At 60.7% G+C, this 18,036-nt stretch carries 20 protein-coding genes; 14 read left to right on the forward strand and 6 right to left on the reverse strand.

Features of this window, described 5'->3' with window-relative positions:
- The first annotated feature begins 1 nt into the window (after position 1).
- From sucD to F506_RS06585, 3 genes are all read left to right on the forward strand, one after another.
- On the forward strand, positions 2-883 hold the full coding sequence (gene sucD / locus F506_RS06575; protein WP_053195940.1) for a succinate--CoA ligase subunit alpha: 882 nt from the start codon (positions 2-4) through the stop codon (positions 881-883).
- A gap of 160 nt (positions 884-1,043) precedes the next feature.
- Complete coding sequence (locus F506_RS06580) at positions 1,044-1,769, forward strand: TerC family protein (protein WP_053195942.1); 726 nt, start codon at positions 1,044-1,046, stop codon at positions 1,767-1,769.
- Positions 1,770-1,957: 188 nt separating this feature from the next.
- Entirely contained in the window at positions 1,958-2,446 is a 489-nt protein-coding gene (locus F506_RS06585; protein ID WP_053195944.1) for a pilin, read from the forward strand.
- A 64-nt stretch (positions 2,447-2,510) separates the two neighbouring features.
- Here F506_RS06585 and moaC read toward each other — a convergent pair whose 3' ends face one another.
- Positions 2,511-3,026: a cyclic pyranopterin monophosphate synthase MoaC gene (gene moaC, locus F506_RS06590; RefSeq protein ID WP_053195945.1), complete on the reverse strand. Its 516-nt coding sequence runs from the start codon at positions 3,024-3,026 to the stop codon at positions 2,511-2,513.
- Positions 3,027-3,124: 98 nt separating this feature from the next.
- Here moaC and F506_RS06595 point away from each other — a divergent pair, with 98 nt between their 5' ends.
- Positions 3,125-4,678, forward strand: a complete 1,554-nt coding sequence (locus tag F506_RS06595) for a M48 family metalloprotease (RefSeq protein WP_053195947.1) — start codon at positions 3,125-3,127, stop codon at positions 4,676-4,678.
- A gap of 27 nt (positions 4,679-4,705) precedes the next feature.
- On the opposite strand, the gene F506_RS06600 is transcribed toward F506_RS06595, so the two are convergent.
- The 5 genes from F506_RS06600 to F506_RS06620 all read right to left on the reverse strand — a co-directional run bounded on the left by F506_RS06600 (position 4,706) and on the right by F506_RS06620 (position 7,996).
- Positions 4,706-5,302 (reverse strand): DUF2946 family protein, encoded by a 597-nt coding sequence (locus F506_RS06600; RefSeq protein WP_053195949.1) that lies wholly within the window; start codon positions 5,300-5,302, stop codon positions 4,706-4,708.
- 3 nt (positions 5,303-5,305) lie between these two features.
- Entirely contained in the window at positions 5,306-6,256 is a 951-nt protein-coding gene (locus tag F506_RS06605; protein WP_053195951.1) for a YheT family hydrolase, read from the reverse strand.
- A gap of 64 nt (positions 6,257-6,320) precedes the next feature.
- The gene (locus tag F506_RS06610; RefSeq protein WP_053195952.1) at positions 6,321-6,752 is read right to left on the reverse strand and encodes a YybH family protein; all 432 of its coding nucleotides are present in this window, start codon (positions 6,750-6,752) and stop codon (positions 6,321-6,323) included.
- Between the two features lie 89 nt (positions 6,753-6,841).
- Positions 6,842-7,039, reverse strand: a complete 198-nt coding sequence (locus tag F506_RS06615; RefSeq protein ID WP_016832182.1) for a zinc-finger domain-containing protein — start codon at positions 7,037-7,039, stop codon at positions 6,842-6,844.
- A 36-nt stretch (positions 7,040-7,075) separates the two neighbouring features.
- Positions 7,076-7,996, reverse strand: a complete 921-nt coding sequence (locus F506_RS06620; protein ID WP_053195954.1) for a branched-chain amino acid transaminase — start codon at positions 7,994-7,996, stop codon at positions 7,076-7,078.
- Positions 7,997-8,142: 146 nt separating this feature from the next.
- Between F506_RS06620 and F506_RS06625 the strand changes: the two genes are divergently transcribed.
- From F506_RS06625 to F506_RS06670, 10 genes are all read left to right on the forward strand, one after another.
- Entirely contained in the window at positions 8,143-8,928 is a 786-nt protein-coding gene (locus F506_RS06625) for an AzlC family ABC transporter permease (RefSeq protein WP_053195956.1), read from the forward strand.
- Entirely contained in the window at positions 8,925-9,248 is a 324-nt protein-coding gene (locus tag F506_RS06630) for an AzlD domain-containing protein (protein WP_053195958.1), read from the forward strand. The genes F506_RS06625 and F506_RS06630 overlap by 4 nt, the downstream gene beginning before the upstream one ends.
- 159 nt (positions 9,249-9,407) lie before the next feature.
- On the forward strand, positions 9,408-10,598 hold the full coding sequence (locus F506_RS06635) for a phosphoglycerate kinase (protein ID WP_053195960.1): 1,191 nt from the start codon (positions 9,408-9,410) through the stop codon (positions 10,596-10,598).
- 40 nt (positions 10,599-10,638) lie between these two features.
- Positions 10,639-12,072 (forward strand): pyruvate kinase, encoded by a 1,434-nt coding sequence (pyk, locus tag F506_RS06640; RefSeq protein WP_053195962.1) that lies wholly within the window; start codon positions 10,639-10,641, stop codon positions 12,070-12,072.
- A 24-nt stretch (positions 12,073-12,096) separates the two neighbouring features.
- Positions 12,097-13,161: a class II fructose-bisphosphate aldolase gene (gene fba / locus F506_RS06645; RefSeq protein ID WP_007878631.1), complete on the forward strand. Its 1,065-nt coding sequence runs from the start codon at positions 12,097-12,099 to the stop codon at positions 13,159-13,161.
- A 149-nt stretch (positions 13,162-13,310) separates the two neighbouring features.
- The gene (locus F506_RS06650; RefSeq protein ID WP_053201330.1) at positions 13,311-14,207 is read left to right on the forward strand and encodes a phosphoribosylaminoimidazolesuccinocarboxamide synthase; all 897 of its coding nucleotides are present in this window, start codon (positions 13,311-13,313) and stop codon (positions 14,205-14,207) included.
- 1 nt (position 14,208) lies between these two features.
- Complete coding sequence (purE, locus tag F506_RS06655) at positions 14,209-14,712, forward strand: 5-(carboxyamino)imidazole ribonucleotide mutase (protein WP_053195965.1); 504 nt, start codon at positions 14,209-14,211, stop codon at positions 14,710-14,712.
- A complete protein-coding gene (locus F506_RS06660; protein WP_053195967.1) occupies positions 14,709-15,932 on the forward strand; it encodes a 5-(carboxyamino)imidazole ribonucleotide synthase in 1,224 nt (407 codons plus the stop codon). The genes purE and F506_RS06660 overlap by 4 nt, the downstream gene beginning before the upstream one ends.
- 10 nt (positions 15,933-15,942) lie before the next feature.
- Positions 15,943-16,959 (forward strand): L-threonylcarbamoyladenylate synthase, encoded by a 1,017-nt coding sequence (locus F506_RS06665; RefSeq protein WP_053195969.1) that lies wholly within the window; start codon positions 15,943-15,945, stop codon positions 16,957-16,959.
- 277 nt (positions 16,960-17,236) lie between these two features.
- Positions 17,237-17,983, forward strand: coding sequence for an OmpW/AlkL family protein (locus tag F506_RS06670; RefSeq protein ID WP_053195971.1), 747 nt, complete (start codon positions 17,237-17,239; stop codon positions 17,981-17,983).
- The last annotated feature ends 53 nt before the right edge of the window (positions 17,984-18,036 follow it).

Here is an 18,036-nt window from a genome sequence, read left to right on the forward strand (position 1 = left end):
TATGTCGATTCTGATCAATAAAGACACCAAAGTCATCACCCAAGGTATCACCGGCAAAACCGGTCAATTCCACACCCGCATGTGCCGCGATTACGCGAACGGCAAGAACGCTTTCGTTGCAGGCGTGAACCCGAAGAAGGCCGGCGAAGATTTCGAAGGCATTCCAATTTTTGCGAATGTGTCCGAAGCCAAGAAGGCAACCGGCGCGACGGTTTCGGTGATCTACGTTCCACCTGCAGGCGCTGCCGCCGCGATCTGGGAAGCTGTTGAAGCCGACCTGGACCTGGCCATCTGTATCACTGAAGGCATCCCGGTCCGCGACATGCTGGAACTGAAAAACCGCATGGCCAAGGCCGGCAGCAAGACCTTGCTGCTGGGTCCTAACTGCCCAGGCCTGATCACACCGGACGAAATCAAGATCGGCATCATGCCGGGCCACATTCACAAAAAGGGCCGCATCGGCGTGGTTTCCCGTTCGGGCACACTGACCTATGAAGCAGTCGGTCAGCTGACCGCGCTGGGTCTGGGCCAATCGTCCGCAGTCGGTATCGGCGGCGACCCCATCAACGGTCTGAAGCACATCGACATCATGAAGGCCTTCAATGATGATCCTGACACCGACGCCGTCATCATGATCGGTGAAATCGGCGGTCCTGACGAAGCCAACGCTTCGTACTGGGTCAAGGACAACATGAAGAAACCAGTCATCGGCTTCATCGCCGGCGTGACTGCGCCTCCAGGCAAGCGCATGGGCCACGCCGGTGCGCTGATCTCCGGTGGTGCTGATACTGCCGAAGCGAAGCTGGCGATCATGGAAGAATGCGGCATCAAGGCAACACGCAATCCTTCGGAAATGGCGCGTCTGCTGAAGTCGGTTCTGTAATTCATTTGCCGTACTAGCAAGCAAACCGCAGGCCTGAAGCATTTGCCGGAATATCGGCAGAACTTCCCGGCCTGAGCGGTGACATACCAATATGGGGAGCTCCGGCTCCCCATATTGCTTTAATGTCCACGATGTCCACGCAATATTTGGGGAACGGTACATGGATTTTTTAATGGAATTGAACTGGCTCGCAGTGGGTCAGATCATCCTCATCGATATTTTGCTCGGTGGCGACAACGCCATCGTGATCGCGCTGGCCTGCCGCAACCTGCCGGATAACCTGCGCTTGCGCGGCATCCTGTGGGGCACCTTCGGCGCCATCGCCATCCGCATCGTGCTGATCGCCTTCGCGGTCACCTTGCTGCAGATGCCTTTCATCAAGCTGGTCGGCGGCGTGCTGCTGTTCTGGATCGGCACCAAGCTGCTCAGTGACGACGACGGCCACGGTGAAATCAGCGGCAGCGACAAGCTCTTGTCGGCCATCAAGACGATCGTCGTGGCCGATCTGGTGATGAGTCTGGACAATGTCATCGCCATCGCCAGCGCAGCCGAGCAGGCGGCGGGGGAGCATCAGTTACTGCTGGTGATTTTCGGCATTCTGGTCAGCATCCCGATCATCGTCTGGGGTAGCACGCTGGTGCTCAAGCTGATGGAAAAAGTCCCGCTGATCATCACGCTGGGCGCAGCCTTGCTTGGTTACCTGGCGGGTGGAATGATCATTTCCGACGTGGCGATCAAGGGCTGGGTGCAGACTTACCTGCCGCACCATGAGTTCGTGGTGCCGGGCCTGCAACTGCATCTGAGCCTGCCGGGCCTGATCGGCGCAGTCGGCGTCGTAATCGTCGGTAGCTGGCTGGCGCGCCGGGCGACAAAGGCGGCGCAATGATGTCGCCGGGTGAGGCAGGATGATGAATCCTGTCTCGCCCGTGCGGTTATAAAAATGTTCACAAATTCGCCGTTGGCGAATATGATCCATGCGGGGAGTATGGCGTTGCCCGAGAGAAAACGGCGGCCATGAACAGATGGCCAGGCAACGCTCCTGAAAACTCGATTTTTTTGCAATAGGAAAACAATATGCAAGCGATGTTGGCTCGTAAAACACAAAGCGCCCAGCGCGGCTTTACCCTGATCGAACTGATGATCGTGATCGCCATTGTGGGCGTGCTCGCGATGGTGGCGATTCCGCAGTACCGGGATTACCTGATTCGTACGAAAGTGGTGGAGGGGTTGAATCTGGCGACGCCGGCGAAGATGGCGGTGTCGGAGACGATCAATGCAAAGGGCGGTACCAACTTCAAAGCTTTGGATACGGGCTATAGCCCCCCTGCAGCTACGTCGACGGTCGCCAGCATCACAATCTCAGATGCTGACAGCGCTGGTAACGGTGGTGGAGTGATTACCATCAAGTATGCCACGATCGGCGGCGAGGGCGATGGCAAAACGTTGATTTTGATTCCAGCGGTCGGCAACAGTGCCATTGCGTGGGCTTGTCATGCCGCTGGTGCAACAACAAATCCAGGCACATTGCCTGCCAAATATGCACCCGAGAGCTGCAAGATTTAATTCGGTGTTGCCCCTAAAAAAAAGCGTGCCTCGGCACGCTTTTTTTACGCCCATGGCAAAGGCCTCAAGCCTGCGACCACGATCCCGACTTGCCGCCATGCTTCTCCTGCACGCGGATATCCGACATCACCATGCCGCGATCGATCGCCTTGGACATGTCGTAAATCGTCAGTAGCCCGACCTGCACTGCGGTCAGCGCTTCCATTTCGACGCCGGTCTTGCCGTTGGTCTCGACGCGCACGGTGCAGCTGACGCAGGATTGCGCTTCGTCGACGGCGAATTCCACCGACACATGCGTCAGCGCCAGCGGATGGCAAAGGGGGATGAGATCGCTGGTGCGCTTGGACGCCATGATGGCGGCGATGCGGGCGATGCCGAGGACGTCGCCTTTTTTTGCGGTGCCGGACCGGATCACCGCCAAGGTCTCAGGCTTCATCGAGATGATGCCGCTGGCGACAGCGACACGATGGGTATCCTGTTTGGCGCCGACGTCGACCATGTGCGCTTGTCCGCCCTGGTCGAAATGGGTCAGGCCCTGATTGGCGTCGGCCGGTGAATTTGCGGTTTTGGAATCGGTCATGGCGGTGGAAAGTGAAAGTCAGTCATTACTGCGGGTATCATAGCAGGCATTGAAAGAGCCTCTCGCGCTCCACGTCACCTACAACTCAACACCAGTCTATGCGTCACTCCGTATTTTCTGAACAAACACGTCGTCCACTGTTACGTCCCGCCTTGCGTGCGCTGTTCGCGGCGCTGGTGTTGACGGGCGCGATGCTGCCGCTGGCAGTTGCGCCGACCACCGGCGTCGCGCAAACCTTGCCGACGCTGGGCGATACCGAACGCGAGGGGTTGTCGCCGCTGATGGAGCGCAAACTCGGAGAGCAGATCATGCGCGACATCCGGCGCGATCCGGATTATCTCGACGACGGTCCGGTGCTGGAATACCTCAACAACTTCGGCTCGGGCCTGGTCTCCGTGCGTCCTGACGTGCGCGGCGAAGCCGGCTACGATTTCTTTTTCTTCGCGGTGCGCGATCCGGTGCTGAACGCCTTCGCGTTGCCGGGCGGTTTCATTGCCGTGCACTCGGGGCTGATGCTGGCGGCGCAGAGCGAGTCCGAGCTGGCCTCGGTGCTGGCGCATGAAATCGGCCACGTCGCGCAGCGCCACATCGCGCGCATGATCGGCCAGCAAAAGCAGAATTCGATGATCCAGCTGGCCTCCATCGTGCTCGGCGCTCTGGCCGGCGTGTCCAAGGTCGGCGGCGACGCCGCCATGGCGACGATGATGGGCGGCACCGGCCTGGCGATGCAGCGGCAGCTCAATTTCAGCCGCGACGCCGAGCGCGAAGCAGATCGTGTCGGCCTGCAGATCCTGCGCGACGGCGGCTTCGATACCTCGGGCATGGTAGCGTTTTTCGGTCGCCTGCAAAGCGCGTCGCGCGGCCTCGGCGATGCGGTGCCGCCTTACCTGCTGACGCACCCCTTGACCACCGAACGGATCGCCGATATCCAGGCGCGCATCCGCGATCAGCGCTACAAGCAGCGCGCCGACAATCCCGATTTCCAGCTGATCCGCGCGCGCGTGCGTCTCCTGCAAAACAATACTGCGCAAGGCATTCGCGATGCCCAGGCATATTTCGAATCGCAACTGCGCCAGAACACCAAGATGCAGATCATGGTGTCGAAGTACGGGCTGGCGTATGCGGCTTACCTGCAGCGCTCCTACGACAAGGCCGAGAGCCTGCTGCAGGAAGCGCGCGCAGCGTCGCAGCCGATGGTGCCGAGCATCCTGTTCACCAACCTCGACATCGACATCAAACTCGCCAAAAAGCAGGGTGCGCAGGCACTCAAGGAAGCCGACGCCGCACGCAAGCAATTCCCGCTGTCGCGTGTGGTGGCGCATCAATACGCCGATGCCCTGATCGAGGGGCAGCGCTATGATGCCGCCGTCACCTATCTGCGCGACCAGGCGCAGCTGTACCGCCAGGAAGTCGCAGTGCAGGATTTGCTCGCCAAGGCCTATGCAGCGCAGGGCAAACAAGCTCTGCAGCATATGGCGCTGGCGGAATCCTATGTGCTGCAGGGAAGTTTGCCGGCGGCGCTGGAGCAGCTCGGTATTGCACGCAAAGCGCCGGATGCGACCTTCTACGACCAAGCCATGATCGATGCGCGCGAGCGCGATCTCAAGGAGCAGTGGAAAGAAGAGATGAAGGAAACCAAGGGGCGCGGATAGTCGGCGCCTCTCGTCGCATCGTCATTGTCAGGCCGTCGCGCGGGGTTGAGCGACAAAGCCGAACCGTTCTGCAAGTTCGGCGTTGCTGGTGCGTTGCAGGTGAAGCAAGTTGCCGCCGTGCGAGAAAACCAGTGCGGCGGCGTCGCTCCCGTCCAGCCATTCCATGATTTCATCGTCGCTCGCTGGTCGGCCCGCGACCGTCAGCGTCGCCAACACGGCGGCGGCATCGCGATCGTCCAGCGCCGCGACAACGGCATCCGACACCAGCACCAGTTGTCCCTCCCGCGTCAGCCACGCTCCTGAAATCGCTTGCAGCGTGTCGCCGGTCTGGGTGATGAATCCCGCGACCGGATCGGTGCGCACGACATGCGGCGTCAGCTCAAGATCGACATAGACGCGCTGCGGACCATTCTGGAAATACCAGCGGCCTTGCTCATCATGCGTGTAGTTGCGGTTGATGAAACCGAGCAGCGCCGGATGCGCGATCCTGTCGCCGGGAAGGTTCTGTTGCTGGGCGCGTTCATCGCGCATGCGCCAGTGTCCGCGCGCATCCAGTTTGAGCCAGCCGAAGCAGTGCGGCACATTCGGCCACTTGGCCATCGCTTGCCTGACGACGTCGTCCATTGCCTATTCACCTTCCAGAAAATGCAGCATGCGCTGCGGCAGCCAGCCCAGTTCACCCGGTGGTGCGCCGGTGGGGAAGCCGACATGGCCACCTTCGTCAGGATATTCCAGTTTGACGCATGCGGCAGCGCTTGCGGGCAAATACTGCGGCGGCAGGAAGGGATCGTTTTTGGCATTCAGCACCAGCGTCGGCACGGTGATGTCGTGCAGGATGTGCTTGGCGCTGGCGCGATCCCAATAGTCCTCGGTGTCGCGATAGCCGTGCAGCGGCGCCGTAACGATGTTGTCGAATGTGTACAGGTCGCGTGCCTGCAGCAGCGCATCGCGGCTGAACAGGCCGGGGAATTGATCCAGCTTGACCAGGCACTTCGGACGCATGGTGCGCAGGAATACATGCGAGTAAATCCGGTTGAAGCCGTGCGCCAGGGCCGCGCCGCCGCCGGCCAGGTCGAGCGGCGCCGACACTGCGCACGCGGCGTCGACGAATTCGGCCTGGTGCTGCGATTCGCCTAGCCAGCGCAGCAAGGCGTTGGCGCCGAGCGAGACGCCGGTGGCGTAGAACTTGCCGGCGCCGATGGCTGCGCGATGGGTGACCAGCCGACGCAAGATCCAGTCGAGCTCGCCGCTGTCGCCGGAATGATAGAAACGCGGCGCCAGGTTGATTTCACCCGAGCAGCCACGGAAATGCGGCACCACGCCGGTCCAGCCGCGCGCGGCCACTGCGGCCATCAGGGCGCGGCAATAATGGCTGTCGGATGATCCCTCGAGGCCGTGGAACAGCACCACCAGCGGTTGTCCGGGCTGGCCGTCGACGAAATCGACATCGATGAAATCGTCGTCGGGCGTGTCCCAGCGTTCACGCCGGAAGCGCACCGACGGCTTGGCGATGAAGGTCGACGGATAGATCGTTTGGAGGTTGCCGCCGGGAAGCCAGCGAGGCGCGATGTAATGCATGGATGAAGGGCCGTGGATGCGCCGCCGCACATGAAGGATCGATGCCGGCGACGCTGGAAGGAAATCAGTGCAGCATGGTTTCGGCAATCGGCTCCGATGGCGCCGGTCCCGGTGCAACCGAGGCGTGGTGCGTGACGATGCGCCAACCTTGTGTGGTCTTCATGTAGACATTGGTGGCGATGACATGCACGTCCGGCTGGCTGTTGTCGGGATGATGGATGTCTTCGATCACGTTGTGCACGGCAGTTGTGATGGTGTGCGCCGCATGCAGCTGGCGCGGCTGGATGTGCAGGCCCCCGCGCGCGAGGATTTCTTCCCAACTGTTGCGGATGGCGACGTGGCCGACCAGGCGCGCTGCGCCCGGATGGATGCAGACGATTTCTTCGTCGTCGGCCCACAGCGCCATCAGCGCTTCGAGGTCGGCGCGGGACAGCGCATCGTAGTAGGCGGCTTCGATCTCATCGGGTGAACCGTGTAACAGTTTGGCGCGCGGCATGTTTTCTCCAGGAGGAAAAAGCAAAGAGGACCAATTGTTTCCTGGTGGTCCTCTTTATCGGTGTTGCTGGTGCGGTGGATCTTCCGATCTCAGTGCGCCTTGACGACGGCGCCCGGCTTGAGCTGATATTGCGTGCCGCAATACGGACACTTGGCGGCGCCGTGGTCGTCGAGCTCCAGGAACACGCGCGGATGCGACGACCAGTGCGGCATGTTCGGGTTGGGGCAGTGCGCCGGCAGGTCTTTGCCGTCGAGTTGAACTGGCTGGGTTTGTTGAACTTGGCTCATTGTGTTTCTCCGTTGCGATATGGTGCTTAATTGAAATTAAACCAGTGTCAGCCAATGCTGATATTGGGGAGCCTTGCCCGACACGACGTCGAAGAACAAGGTTTGCAGTCTTTCCGTGATCGGACCGCGGCCGCCGTTGCCGATGGTGCGGTTGTCTAGTTCGCGGATGGGGGTGATTTCTGCGGCGGTGCCGGTGAAGAAAGCTTCGTCGCAGCAATACATTTCGTCGCGCGTGATGCGCTTTTCGATGACCTCGATGCCAAGGTCGCGCGCCATCGTCAGCACCGCGTCGCGCGTGATGCCGTCGAGGCAGGAGGCGAGATCGGGGGTATAGAGTTTCCCGTTCTTGATGATGAAGACGTTTTCTCCCGAGCCCTCCGAGACGTAGCCGTCGGTATCGAGCAGCAGCGCTTCATCGTAGCCGTCGGCCAGCGCTTCCTGATTGGCCAGAATCGAGTTGATGTAATAGCCGGAGGCCTTGGCGCGCACCAGCGAGACGTTGACGTGGTGGCGGCTGAACGACGAAGTCTTGACGCGGATGCCCTTGTTGATGCCGTCTTCGCCGAGGTAGGCGCCCCACGGCCAGGCGGCGATGGCGACGTGGATCTTGTTGCCCTTGGCCGAAACGCCGAGCTTCTCCGAGCCGATCCAGATCAGGGGGCGGATGTAGCAGGATTCGAGTTGATTTTCGCGCACCACCTGGCGTTGCGCTTCGAGGATCGTGGCCTGGTCGAACGGCACTGCCATCTGGAAAATCTTGGCCGAATTGAACAGGCGCTGCGTGTGCTCCTTCAGCCGGAAAATCGCTGTTCCCTGCGGCGTCTTGTACGCCCGCACGCCTTCGAACACGCCCATGCCATAGTGCAGCGTATGGGTCAGCACGTGGATGGTCGCATCGCGCCAGTCGATCAGTGCGCCGTCTTTCCAGATTTTTCCGTCGCGGTCGTCCATGGACATGGGAAGTCTCCGATGGGGTTCAAGTGGCAAAGACCACATTTTAACGGAACAAGCGCGTAAAAAGTTTCATCTGTAAAATGTCCGGACTGCGTAAAAATGCCGTATTGCAAGTTCATCGCGTTCAATAAAAGCGGACCAGGGCAAGAATGAATAAGGAGACAGACGCCGGGGACAGTCGACCTGACCCGGCAGTCAATGAAGCATCGGCTGCCGCCGCACTCGCGGCGCGGCGCATCGAAAAGGAAGCGTTTCAGGAAGGCTGGCGCGCGAGCGCGTCGACGATTCCGGCCGTGGCCGCCTGGGGAGTGGTCTCGGGGATGGCGATGGTCAAGTCCGGCATGACGCTCTGGCAATCGCTGGCGATGACGCTGACGGTCTACGCCGGCTCCGCCCAGTTCGCGGTGCTGCCCTTGCTGGCGGCGCATACGCCGCTGATCGTGATTTTCCTGACGGCCATGATCGTCAACCTCCGTTTCGTCATCTTCTCCGCCGCCGTGGCGCCGCATTTCGCCCATCTGCCGTGGTACCGGCGGGTCTGGTACGGCTACTTCAACGGCGACATCTCGATGGGATTCTTCCCGCGGCGTTTCCCTGCCCACACGGTGCACCAGCCGGCCGGCAAGATCGGCTTTTTCGAGGCGATCTGCTATCCGGGCTGGTTTGCCTGGCAGATCGGCGCGATTGTCGGCATCCTGCTGGCCAGCCAGATCCCGGAAAGCTGGAACATCGGTTTCGCCGGCACGCTGGCGCTGATCGCCATCACCATCCCGATGATCATCAACCGGGCGGCGCTGGCGGGCGTGGTGGTCTCCGGCGCGGTGGCGGTGGCGGCGATCAGCCTGCCCTACCGGCTGGGCCTGCTGCTGGCGGTCGTGATCGGCATGGCGGCAGCGATGGTGGCCGACAAATTCATCGACAAGGAAAAAGAATGAACGCCTTCGACGTTTGGGTTTCTATAGTGTTGTTGGTCGTCTCGACGCTGGTTACGCGCAGCGGTTTTTTCCTGTTCGGCCATGCGGTCAGGTTGCCGCCCAAGCTGCAGCATGCACTGGGTTATGCGCCGGCCGCGGCGATGGCGGCAATCATCTTGCCGGACCTGGTGACGACGGGTGGCGCAATTGACATCAATTGGGCCAATCCAAAATTGCTGGCCGGCATCGGCGGCGGGGTGTTTTTCTTGATAACACGACATCTTTTGGGAACGATTGTTGCCGGAATGGCACTGTTTACGGCGCTGCGGCTGGCGCTGTAGCCCTTTCCCGGAAGGCTGCGCGCGCTCGTCGGGCCTGTTGCTGCGGGAGTGCTGCATCGAATACGCCCGAATGCTGCATTCCTGTCTGAAAACCATGCTGGGAGCAGGGCGGGTAGAGTAAAATAACGCCTTTTTGCCCCACCTTAGATTCTGCGAAAAATGAAATTCAACCGACTCAGCGATCTCATCTCCGCCAACCAACTGCAAGGCAAGCGCGTCTTCATCCGCGCCGATCTGAACGTGCCGCAGGACGATGCCGGCAATATTACCGAAGATACGCGCATCCGCGCTTCGGTGCCGGCAATCCGCCAGGCGCGTGACGCCGGTGCCGCAGTGATGGTGACCTCGCACCTGGGCCGTCCGGTCGAGGGCGAATTCAAGCCGGAAGACTCGCTGGCGCCGGTCGCCAAACGCCTGTCGGAACTGCTCGGCGCAGAGGTCAAATTGGTGTCGGACTGGATCGAAGGCGTCGACGTTGCGCCCGGCCAGGTCGTGCTGCTGGAAAACTGCCGCCTCAACAAGGGCGAAAAGAAAAACAGCGACGAGCTGGCGCAAAAGATCGCCAAGCTGTGCGACATCTACGTCAACGACGCTTTCGGCACTGCACACCGTGCTGAAGCCACCACTTACGGCATCGCCAGGTTCGCGCCGGTCGCCTGCGCCGGTCCGCTGCTGGCAGCCGAACTCGATGCGCTGGGCAAGGCCCTGAACCAGCCGGCGCGTCCGTTGGTGGCAATCGTCGCCGGCTCGAAAGTCTCCAGCAAATTGACTATCCTGAAAGCGCTGGCCGACAAGGTCGACAATCTGATCGTCGGCGGCGGCATCGCCAACACCTTCATGCTGGCCTCCGGTCTGAAGATCGGCAAGTCGCTGGTCGAAGCCGATCTGGTCGACGAAGCCAAGGCCATCATCGACATGATGGCCAAGCGCGGCGCCTCGGTGCCGATTCCGGTGGACGTGGTGTGCGGCAAGGAGTTTTCGCCGACCGCAGCGGCGACCGTCAAGGACGCCAAGGATGTGGCCGACGATGACATGATTTTCGATATCGGTCCGAAGACCGCGGCGACCCTGGCGGCGCAGTTGGCCAAGGCCGGCACCATCGTATGGAACGGCCCGGTCGGCGTGTTCGAGTTCGACCAGTTCGGCGGCGGCACCAAGGCGCTGGCGCAGGCGATTGCAGACTCCGACGGCTTCTCGATTGCGGGCGGCGGCGACACGCTGGCGGCGATCGCCAAATACGGCATTACCGACAAGGTCGGCTACATTTCGACCGGCGGCGGCGCTTTCCTAGAGTTCCTTGAAGGCAAGACCTTGCCGGCCGTGGAAATCCTGATGCAGCGCGCCCAGTAAAAAAACAACAGCTTTACCACCACGTCAGAGAAAGATTTTCATGCAAAGAGCCACCAAGATTGTTGCCACCATCGGCCCCGCTTCCAGCGATCGAGACACGCTGACGCGCATGATCAAAGCGGGCGTCAACGTGGTGCGCCTGAATTTCTCTCACGGCAAGGCACAGGATCATATTGATCGCGCCACACTGGTACGCGAAGTGGCCGATGCCTGTGGCGTGAAGGTCGCGATCATGGCCGACCTGCAAGGTCCGAAGATCCGCGTCGGCAAGTTTGAAAACGGCAAGATCAATCTCGAAAACGGCGACAAGTTCATCCTCGACGCCGACTGCACCATGGGCAACCAGGAGCGCGTCGGTCTCGATTACAAGGCACTGCCGCGCGACCTCAAGGGCGACGACGTGCTGCTGCTCAACGACGGCCTGATCGTGCTGGTGGTCGAGCGCGTGCTGGGTAACGAGATCCACACCGTCGTCAAGATCGGCGGCGAACTGTCCAACAACAAGGGCATCAACCGCCAGGGTGGCGGTTTGTCGGCGCCGGCGCTGACCGCCAAGGACATGGACGACATCAGGACGGCGATGAGCTTCCAGGCCGATTACGTCGCCGTATCGTTCCCCAAGAACGCGACCGACATGGAAATGGCGCGCCAGCTCGGCAACGTCGCCGGCGAACCGTTCGGCCACAAGCCGCTGATGATCGCCAAGATCGAACGCGCCGAGGCGATCCCGCTGCTGCAGGAAATCCTCGATGCCTCCGACGGCATCATGGTGGCGCGCGGCGACCTGGCCGTGGAAGTCGGCAACGCTGCCGTGCCCGGCCTGCAAAAGCGCATGATCAAGATGGCGCGCGCTTCCAACAAGCTGACCATCACCGCCACGCAGATGATGGAATCGATGATTGTCAACGCCGTGCCGACGCGCGCGGAAGTGTCCGACGTCGCCAACGCCGTGCTGGACGGTACCGATGCCGTGATGACCTCGGCCGAAACCGCCTCCGGCAAGTACCCGGTGGAAACCGTGGAAGCCATGTCGGCGATCTGCCTGGCCGCGGAAAAATCCGAAGACTGCAAGCTCGACGCCGACTTCCTGAATCTGCAATTCACCCGCGTCGACCAGTCGATCGCGTATGGTGCGCTATTCACCGCGCATCACCTGCGCGTGAAAGCGATTGCCGCGCTGACCGAGTCCGGTTCCACCGCCTTGTGGATGAGCCGGCACAACATTGATGTCCCTATTTTTGCCATCACCCCCAACGTCGCGACGCGCCAGAAGGCCGCGCTGTTCCGCAACGTGCGTACGTTTGAACTGGCGCAGTCCACCGACACCGAAGTGGTGTTGAAGGCCGTGCAGGACTTGCTGCTGGCGCAAGGCGTCGTGCAAAAGGGTGATTTGATCGTCGTGACCTGGGGCGAGCCGATTGGACAGGTCGGCGGCACCAATGCCCTGAAGATTCTCAAGGTCGGCGAGTACTGATTTTTATTGTTCTGGAGTTTTATCATGCCTCTCGTATCCATGCGTCAATTGCTGGACCACGCCGCCGAAAACGGCTACGGTCTGCCAGCGTTCAACGTCAACAATCTGGAGCAAGTCACTGCGATCATGCAGGCTGCCGACGAAGTTGGCGCGCCAGTCATCATGCAAGCCTCCGCAGGCGCCCGCAAGTACGCCGGTGAAGCGTTCCTGCGTCACCTGATCGAAGCCGCGGTCGAAGCCTATCCGCACATTCCCGTCGTCATGCACCAGGACCACGGCCAATCGCCGGCAGTCTGCATGGCCGCGATCAAGTCCGGCTTCACTTCGGTGATGATGGACGGCTCGCTCATGGAAGACGGCAAGTCGGTCGCCAGCTACGAATACAACGTCGAAGTATCGCGCAAGGTGGTCGAGTTCTCGCACGCCATCGGCGTCACGGTGGAAGCGGAACTGGGCGTGCTCGGTTCGCTGGAAACCATGATGGGCGACAAGGAGGACGGCCATGGCGCCGACGGCAAGATGACCCGTGAGCAGTTGCTGACCGACGTCGGCCAGGCCGCCGACTTCGTCAAGCAAACCCAATGCGACGCGCTGGCCATCGCCATCGGCACTTCGCACGGCGCCTACAAGTTCTCGCGCAAGCCGACCGGCGACATCCTCGCCATCGACCGCATCAAGGAAATCCACGCGCGCATTCCGAACACCCATCTGGTGATGCACGGTTCGTCCTCGGTTCCACAAGAACTGCTGGCTGAAATCCGCGAGTTCGGCGGCGACATGAAGGAAACCTATGGTGTGCCGGTCGAAGAAATCCAGGAAGGCATCAAGCACGGCGTGCGCAAGATCAACATCGACACCGACATCCGTCTGGCGATGACCGGCGCGATCCGCCGCTACCTGATGGAAAATCCGGGCAAGTTCGATCCGCGCGATTACCTCAAGCCTGCGCGCGAAGCTGCCAAGCTGGTGTGCAAGGCGCGCTACCTGTCGTTCGGCTGCGAAGGCCAGGCCGGCAAGATCAAGGCGATCCCGCTGGAAAAGATTGCCGAGAAATACAAGAAAGGCGAGCTCTCCCAGATCGTGCAATAAGACGACTGGCGAGCGAACCAAGCGACCGGGACTGGCATCAGCAGTCCCGGTTTTTTGACTTTAAAGGTGGGCAGAAAAAACGGCCGTTTCGCCGTTCAGGGGTAACCCCGAATCCCTGACCTTCAACCCATGGAATGACCGGAATCAACATGACCAGCCTCTACAAAACCTCCATCACTTCACTGCCCCTGCTGGGCAACGGCAAGGTGCGCGACAACTATGCCGTCGGCGACGACAAATTGCTGATCGTGACGACCGACCGCCTGTCGGCCTTCGACGTCATCATGAACGAACCGATTCCGGGCAAGGGCAAAGTGTTGAATCAGATGTCCGATTTCTGGTTCGAGAAGCTGGGCGACATCGTGCCGAATCATCTGACCGGCATTGCTCCGGAAACCGTGGTTGCCGCCAATGAAGTCGAGCAAGTGCGCGGCCGCGCCGTGGTCGCCAAGCGCCTCAAGCCGATCCTGGTGGAAGCCGTGGTGCGCGGTTACATCATCGGTTCCGGCTGGAAGGATTATCAGGACACCGGTTCGATCTGCGGCATCAAGCTGCCGGAAGGCCTGCAACAGGCCGCCAAGCTGGCCGAACCCATCTTCACGCCGGCCGCCAAGGCCGACCTAGGCGAGCACGACGAAAACATCAGCTTCGCCGACATGGAAAAACGCATCGGCAGCGAGTTGGCCAACAAGATGCGCGACATCAGCATCAAGCTGTACAAGACCGCCGCCGACTACGCGGCGACGCGCGGCATCATCATCGCCGACACCAAGTTCGAATTCGGCCTCGACGACAACGGCGTGCTGCATCTCATGGATGAAGTGCTGACTGCCGATTCGTCGCGCTTCTGGCCGGCGGACAGCTACAAGGTCGGCATCTCGCCGCCATCGTTCGACAAGCAATTCGTGCGCGACTATCTGGAAACCGTCGACGGCTGGAAGAAGACGCCGCCTGCGCCTGCGCTGCCTGCCGAGGTCATCGAAAAAACCGGCGCCAAGTACCGCGAAGCGCTGGAGCGCCTGACCGGCAATTCGCTGAAGGACTGACATGAGCCAGAACAACGCACAAGCGCCGGTCGTCGGCGTGGTCATGGGATCATCCTCCGACTGGGATGTGATGCAACACGCCGTGGCGATCCTGAAGGAGTTCGGCATTCCTCATGAGGCACAGGTCGTCTCCGCGCACCGCATGCCGGATCAGATGTTCGACTACGCCGAGAAAGCCCGTGAACGCGGTCTGCGCGCCATCATCGCCGGCGCCGGCGGCGCCGCGCATCTGCCCGGCATGATCGCCGCCAAGACCATCGTGCCGGTGCTTGGCGTGCCGGTGCCGTCCAAATATTTGCGCGGCGAGGATTCATTGCTGTCCATCGTGCAGATGCCCAAGGGCATTCCGGTTGCAACCTACGCCATCGGCGAAGCGGGCGCGGCCAACGCCGCCTTGTCGGCCATCGCGATGCTGGCCACCACCGACGAGGCGCTGGCTGTAAAGCTGGAAGCTTTCCGCGTCAAGCAAACGCAAGTTGCCCTGGATATGAAGTTGCCGTTATGAGTCAGAAGCAGTCCTCGCCAGATCAAGCAGATCAAGCACATCAAGCATCCATCCCGACCACCACGCCGGCCACCTGGCTGGGCGTGATGGGCGGCGGCCAGCTCGGCCGCATGTTCGCCCACGCCGCGCAGGCGATGGGTTTCAAGGTCGCCGTGCTGGAGCAGGAAGAAGATTGCCCGGCCGGACAAGTCGCCGATCGCCTGATCCGCACGTCTTATACCGATGCCAAGGGTTTGGAAGAACTGGCTTCACTGTGCGGCGCGGTCACGACCGAGTTTGAAAACGTCTCCGCCGACAGCCTGGCTGCGCTGGCCGCGAAAACCTATGTCGCCCCGTCGGCTGCCGGCGTTTCGATTGCGCAGGACCGTATCGCCGAGAAGCGTTTCTTCGTTGATTGCAGCGCCGGCTCCGGCGTGCAGCCTGCGCCGCATAAGATCATCGCTTCCGAGGCGGACATCGAGGCGATTTCGAGCGACTTGCTGCCGGGTATTTTGAAAACCGTGCGCATGGGTTACGACGGCAAAGGCCAGGTGCGCGTGCGCAGCATCGCCGATGTCAAGGCCGCGTTCGCCGAGATGAAGGGCGTGACCTGCCTGCTGGAAAAAATGCTGCCGCTGGCCTATGAGGTCTCGGTGCTGGTCGCGCGTGGCGCCGATGGCGCCGCAGTGGTGTACCCGATTGCCGAGAACGTCCATCGGGACGGCATCCTGTTCACTACCACAGTGCCGTCGGATCACGTTTCCGATGCGGTTGCAAAGAAGGCGCAAGACGCTGCATTGGCGATCATCGCCAAACTCGATTACGTCGGCGTGCTGTGCATCGAATTCTTCGTCCTGACGGACGGTGCGCTGGTCGTCAATGAAATGGCGCCGCGTCCGCACAACAGCGGCCACTACACCATCGACGCCTGCATCACCAGCCAGTTCGAGCAACAGGCGCGCGCCATGGCGCGTTTGCCGTTGGGCGACGTGCGCCAGCATTCTCCTGCCGTCATGCTGAACATCCTCGGCGATATCTGGTACGAAGGCGAAAGTGAGAACATGCGCGAACCTGCCTGGGACAAGATCCTGGCGCTGCCGGGTGCGCATCTGCATTTGTACGGCAAGGCGCAGGCGCGCCGCGCACGCAAGATGGGACACATCACCTTCGTCGCGCCGACCATGGCGCAGGCGCAGGCGCAACTTGCCGCCGCATGCGCCATTCTCGGCATCGCGCTGTAGGGAGCTGGCGATGACGACGATCGACATGGATGCAGTGCGGCTTGCCGCGCGCAAGCTGGAGGCCGGCAAGCTGGTGGCGTTCCCTACCGAGACGGTATACGGTCTCGGCGGCGACGCCGAGAACGCTGCAGCGATTGCCGACATCTACGCGGCCAAGGGTCGTCCCGCCAATCATCCCGTCATTGTTCACGTTGCCCCTGAGGCGGACATTTCGTATTGGGCCGCAGATGTGCCGCCGCAGGCACGCGCATTGATCGCAGCATTCTGGCCCGGTCCGTTGACGTTGATTCTCAAGCGCGCCGGACATGTTCCGGCAGCAGCTTCCGGTGGTCAGGATTCGATCGGCGTGCGCTGTCCGTCGCATCCGGTTGCGCAGGCTCTGCTGCGTGAATTCAAGGGCGGCAAGGGCGGCGTGGCCGGTCCTTCCGCCAACAAATTCGGTCATGTGAGTCCGACTACCGCGCAACACGTGCGCGAAGAATTCAGCGAAGCCGACAGCCTGCTCGATTACGTCCTGGATGGCGGCCAAAGTGAAGTCGGCATCGAATCAACCATCGTCGATCTGTCGCGTGTGGAAACACATGGCGCGGTTCTGCTGCGTCCAGGCCAGATCAGCGTGGACCAGATTGCCGCAGTGCTGGGTGTGGCGCCGCGCGCTCCGGATGCGGCCGCGCCGCGTGCTTCGGGTACCCTCGATGCGCACTATGCGCCCCATACGCCGGTGGCCCAGGTCGCGCCGGAACAACTCGCTGCCGTACTGCCGCAACTTGCTGCAGGCGGTTATAAGGTGGCGTTGATTTATCGCACCGCCGCAATCGCGGGTCACGCCTCGGTGGCGATGCCGATGGATGCGGACCGCTACGCTCACGACTTGTATGCTGCGTTGCGGGATATGGATCATGCGGAGGCCGACGTCATCGTTGTGGAGTCCCTGCCGCAGAGCGCCGAGTGGCAGGGTATCAATGACCGGCTGCGCCGTGCCGCCTTCGATTCAACCGGAATTCTGTCGCGTTTGCTGGCGACCTGACGTTCTTTTTCTCTCTTCTTCTGCACTGATTTTGGCCGGGAAATTATTTCCAGTTGCCAAAAAAATACACGTCTATACAAAGCGAATTAAAGCTGGCATAGTATCGCAAAAGAATAGCACGCACGTTCTTTTTGTCAGAAGAGTGTAAGGCGGGAGTCAATCCTTCCCAAGGTGCATTCAACAAGAACAGGCGACGAACAACGTTGCCGACACTTCCGAACCATAGCCGGAACAATTTATAAAACAGGGCGCAGCCCTTCACATTTGGAGACGACACATGAAGCAACAATTTTCCCTTTTGCCCAAAATCGCTGCGCTGTCCATTGCTGCCGCTTTTGCTGCGCCGGCCATGGCGCAAACCGCCGGCAGCAATATCGTCAATCTCGGCTGGTTTCATTTCACACCTCAAGACTCCAGTGAAGGCCTGACCAAGTCCAATGGCCCAGGCGCCGGATTTTTCCCCAATAGCCATTCTTCGGTCGGCAATGCAGATACCGTCGGTATCGCATTTACTCACTTCTTCACCGACAACGTTGCGCTGACTGCCGATTTGGGCCTGCCGCCAAAATTCAAGCTGACCGGTCAAGGTGATTTGGCTGGACTCGGTGAATTGGGAACTGCGAAGCAATGGAGCCCTGCAATTGTCGCCAAGTATTTCTTCGGCGACGGGACCAGCAAGTTCCGTCCGTTCGTCGGCGCTGGTTTGACTTATGTCTGGTACTCGGACGTCAAACTGTCGAGCGCTTTCCAGAATCGTGCAGCACTGAATACAGGCGCCGCAGGTGGCAACGCGAGCGCGTCCCTGAGCTCGTCGTGGGCGCCGGTGCTGAACGTGGGTGCGACTTATAACTTCAATGACCGCTGGTCGGCGAGTCTGTCGGTTTCCTATATTCCTCTGAAGACCGATGCTGACATCACGGGCAATCCAGGTGGCGCCGCAGCTGCGCTGGGACCGCAACGTTACAAGACAAGCATCACGCTCGATCCTATCGTCAGCTTCCTGTCTGTTGGCTACAAGTTCTAAGTTTTTCCTCTTCAAAAACAAAAAGCGCCCCCGGGCGCTTTTTGTTTTTGATT

This window comes from Herbaspirillum hiltneri N3 (genome assembly GCF_001267925.1).
Lineage (GTDB): Bacteria > Pseudomonadota > Gammaproteobacteria > Burkholderiales > Burkholderiaceae_D > Herbaspirillum > Herbaspirillum hiltneri.

Coding starts and splice junctions, on each gene's coding strand:
- sucD (WP_053195940.1), top strand. CDS start 2: ATGTCGATTCTGATCAATAAAGACACCAAAGTCATCACCCAAGGTATC.
- F506_RS06580 (WP_053195942.1), top strand. CDS start 1,044: ATGGATTTTTTAATGGAATTGAACTGGCTCGCAGTGGGTCAGATCATC.
- F506_RS06585 (WP_053195944.1), top strand. CDS start 1,958: ATGCAAGCGATGTTGGCTCGTAAAACACAAAGCGCCCAGCGCGGCTTT.
- moaC (WP_053195945.1), bottom strand. CDS start 3,026: ATGACCGATTCCAAAACCGCAAATTCACCGGCCGACGCCAATCAGGGC.
- F506_RS06595 (WP_053195947.1), top strand. CDS start 3,125: ATGCGTCACTCCGTATTTTCTGAACAAACACGTCGTCCACTGTTACGT.
- F506_RS06600 (WP_053195949.1), bottom strand. CDS start 5,302: ATGGACGACGTCGTCAGGCAAGCGATGGCCAAGTGGCCGAATGTGCCG.
- F506_RS06605 (WP_053195951.1), bottom strand. CDS start 6,256: ATGCATTACATCGCGCCTCGCTGGCTTCCCGGCGGCAACCTCCAAACG.
- F506_RS06610 (WP_053195952.1), bottom strand. CDS start 6,752: ATGCCGCGCGCCAAACTGTTACACGGTTCACCCGATGAGATCGAAGCC.
- F506_RS06615 (WP_016832182.1), bottom strand. CDS start 7,039: ATGAGCCAAGTTCAACAAACCCAGCCAGTTCAACTCGACGGCAAAGAC.
- F506_RS06620 (WP_053195954.1), bottom strand. CDS start 7,996: ATGTCCATGGACGACCGCGACGGAAAAATCTGGAAAGACGGCGCACTG.
- F506_RS06625 (WP_053195956.1), top strand. CDS start 8,143: ATGAATAAGGAGACAGACGCCGGGGACAGTCGACCTGACCCGGCAGTC.
- F506_RS06630 (WP_053195958.1), top strand. CDS start 8,925: ATGAACGCCTTCGACGTTTGGGTTTCTATAGTGTTGTTGGTCGTCTCG.
- F506_RS06635 (WP_053195960.1), top strand. CDS start 9,408: ATGAAATTCAACCGACTCAGCGATCTCATCTCCGCCAACCAACTGCAA.
- pyk (WP_053195962.1), top strand. CDS start 10,639: ATGCAAAGAGCCACCAAGATTGTTGCCACCATCGGCCCCGCTTCCAGC.
- fba (WP_007878631.1), top strand. CDS start 12,097: ATGCCTCTCGTATCCATGCGTCAATTGCTGGACCACGCCGCCGAAAAC.
- F506_RS06650 (WP_053201330.1), top strand. CDS start 13,311: ATGACCAGCCTCTACAAAACCTCCATCACTTCACTGCCCCTGCTGGGC.
- purE (WP_053195965.1), top strand. CDS start 14,209: ATGAGCCAGAACAACGCACAAGCGCCGGTCGTCGGCGTGGTCATGGGA.
- F506_RS06660 (WP_053195967.1), top strand. CDS start 14,709: ATGAGTCAGAAGCAGTCCTCGCCAGATCAAGCAGATCAAGCACATCAA.
- F506_RS06665 (WP_053195969.1), top strand. CDS start 15,943: ATGACGACGATCGACATGGATGCAGTGCGGCTTGCCGCGCGCAAGCTG.
- F506_RS06670 (WP_053195971.1), top strand. CDS start 17,237: ATGAAGCAACAATTTTCCCTTTTGCCCAAAATCGCTGCGCTGTCCATT.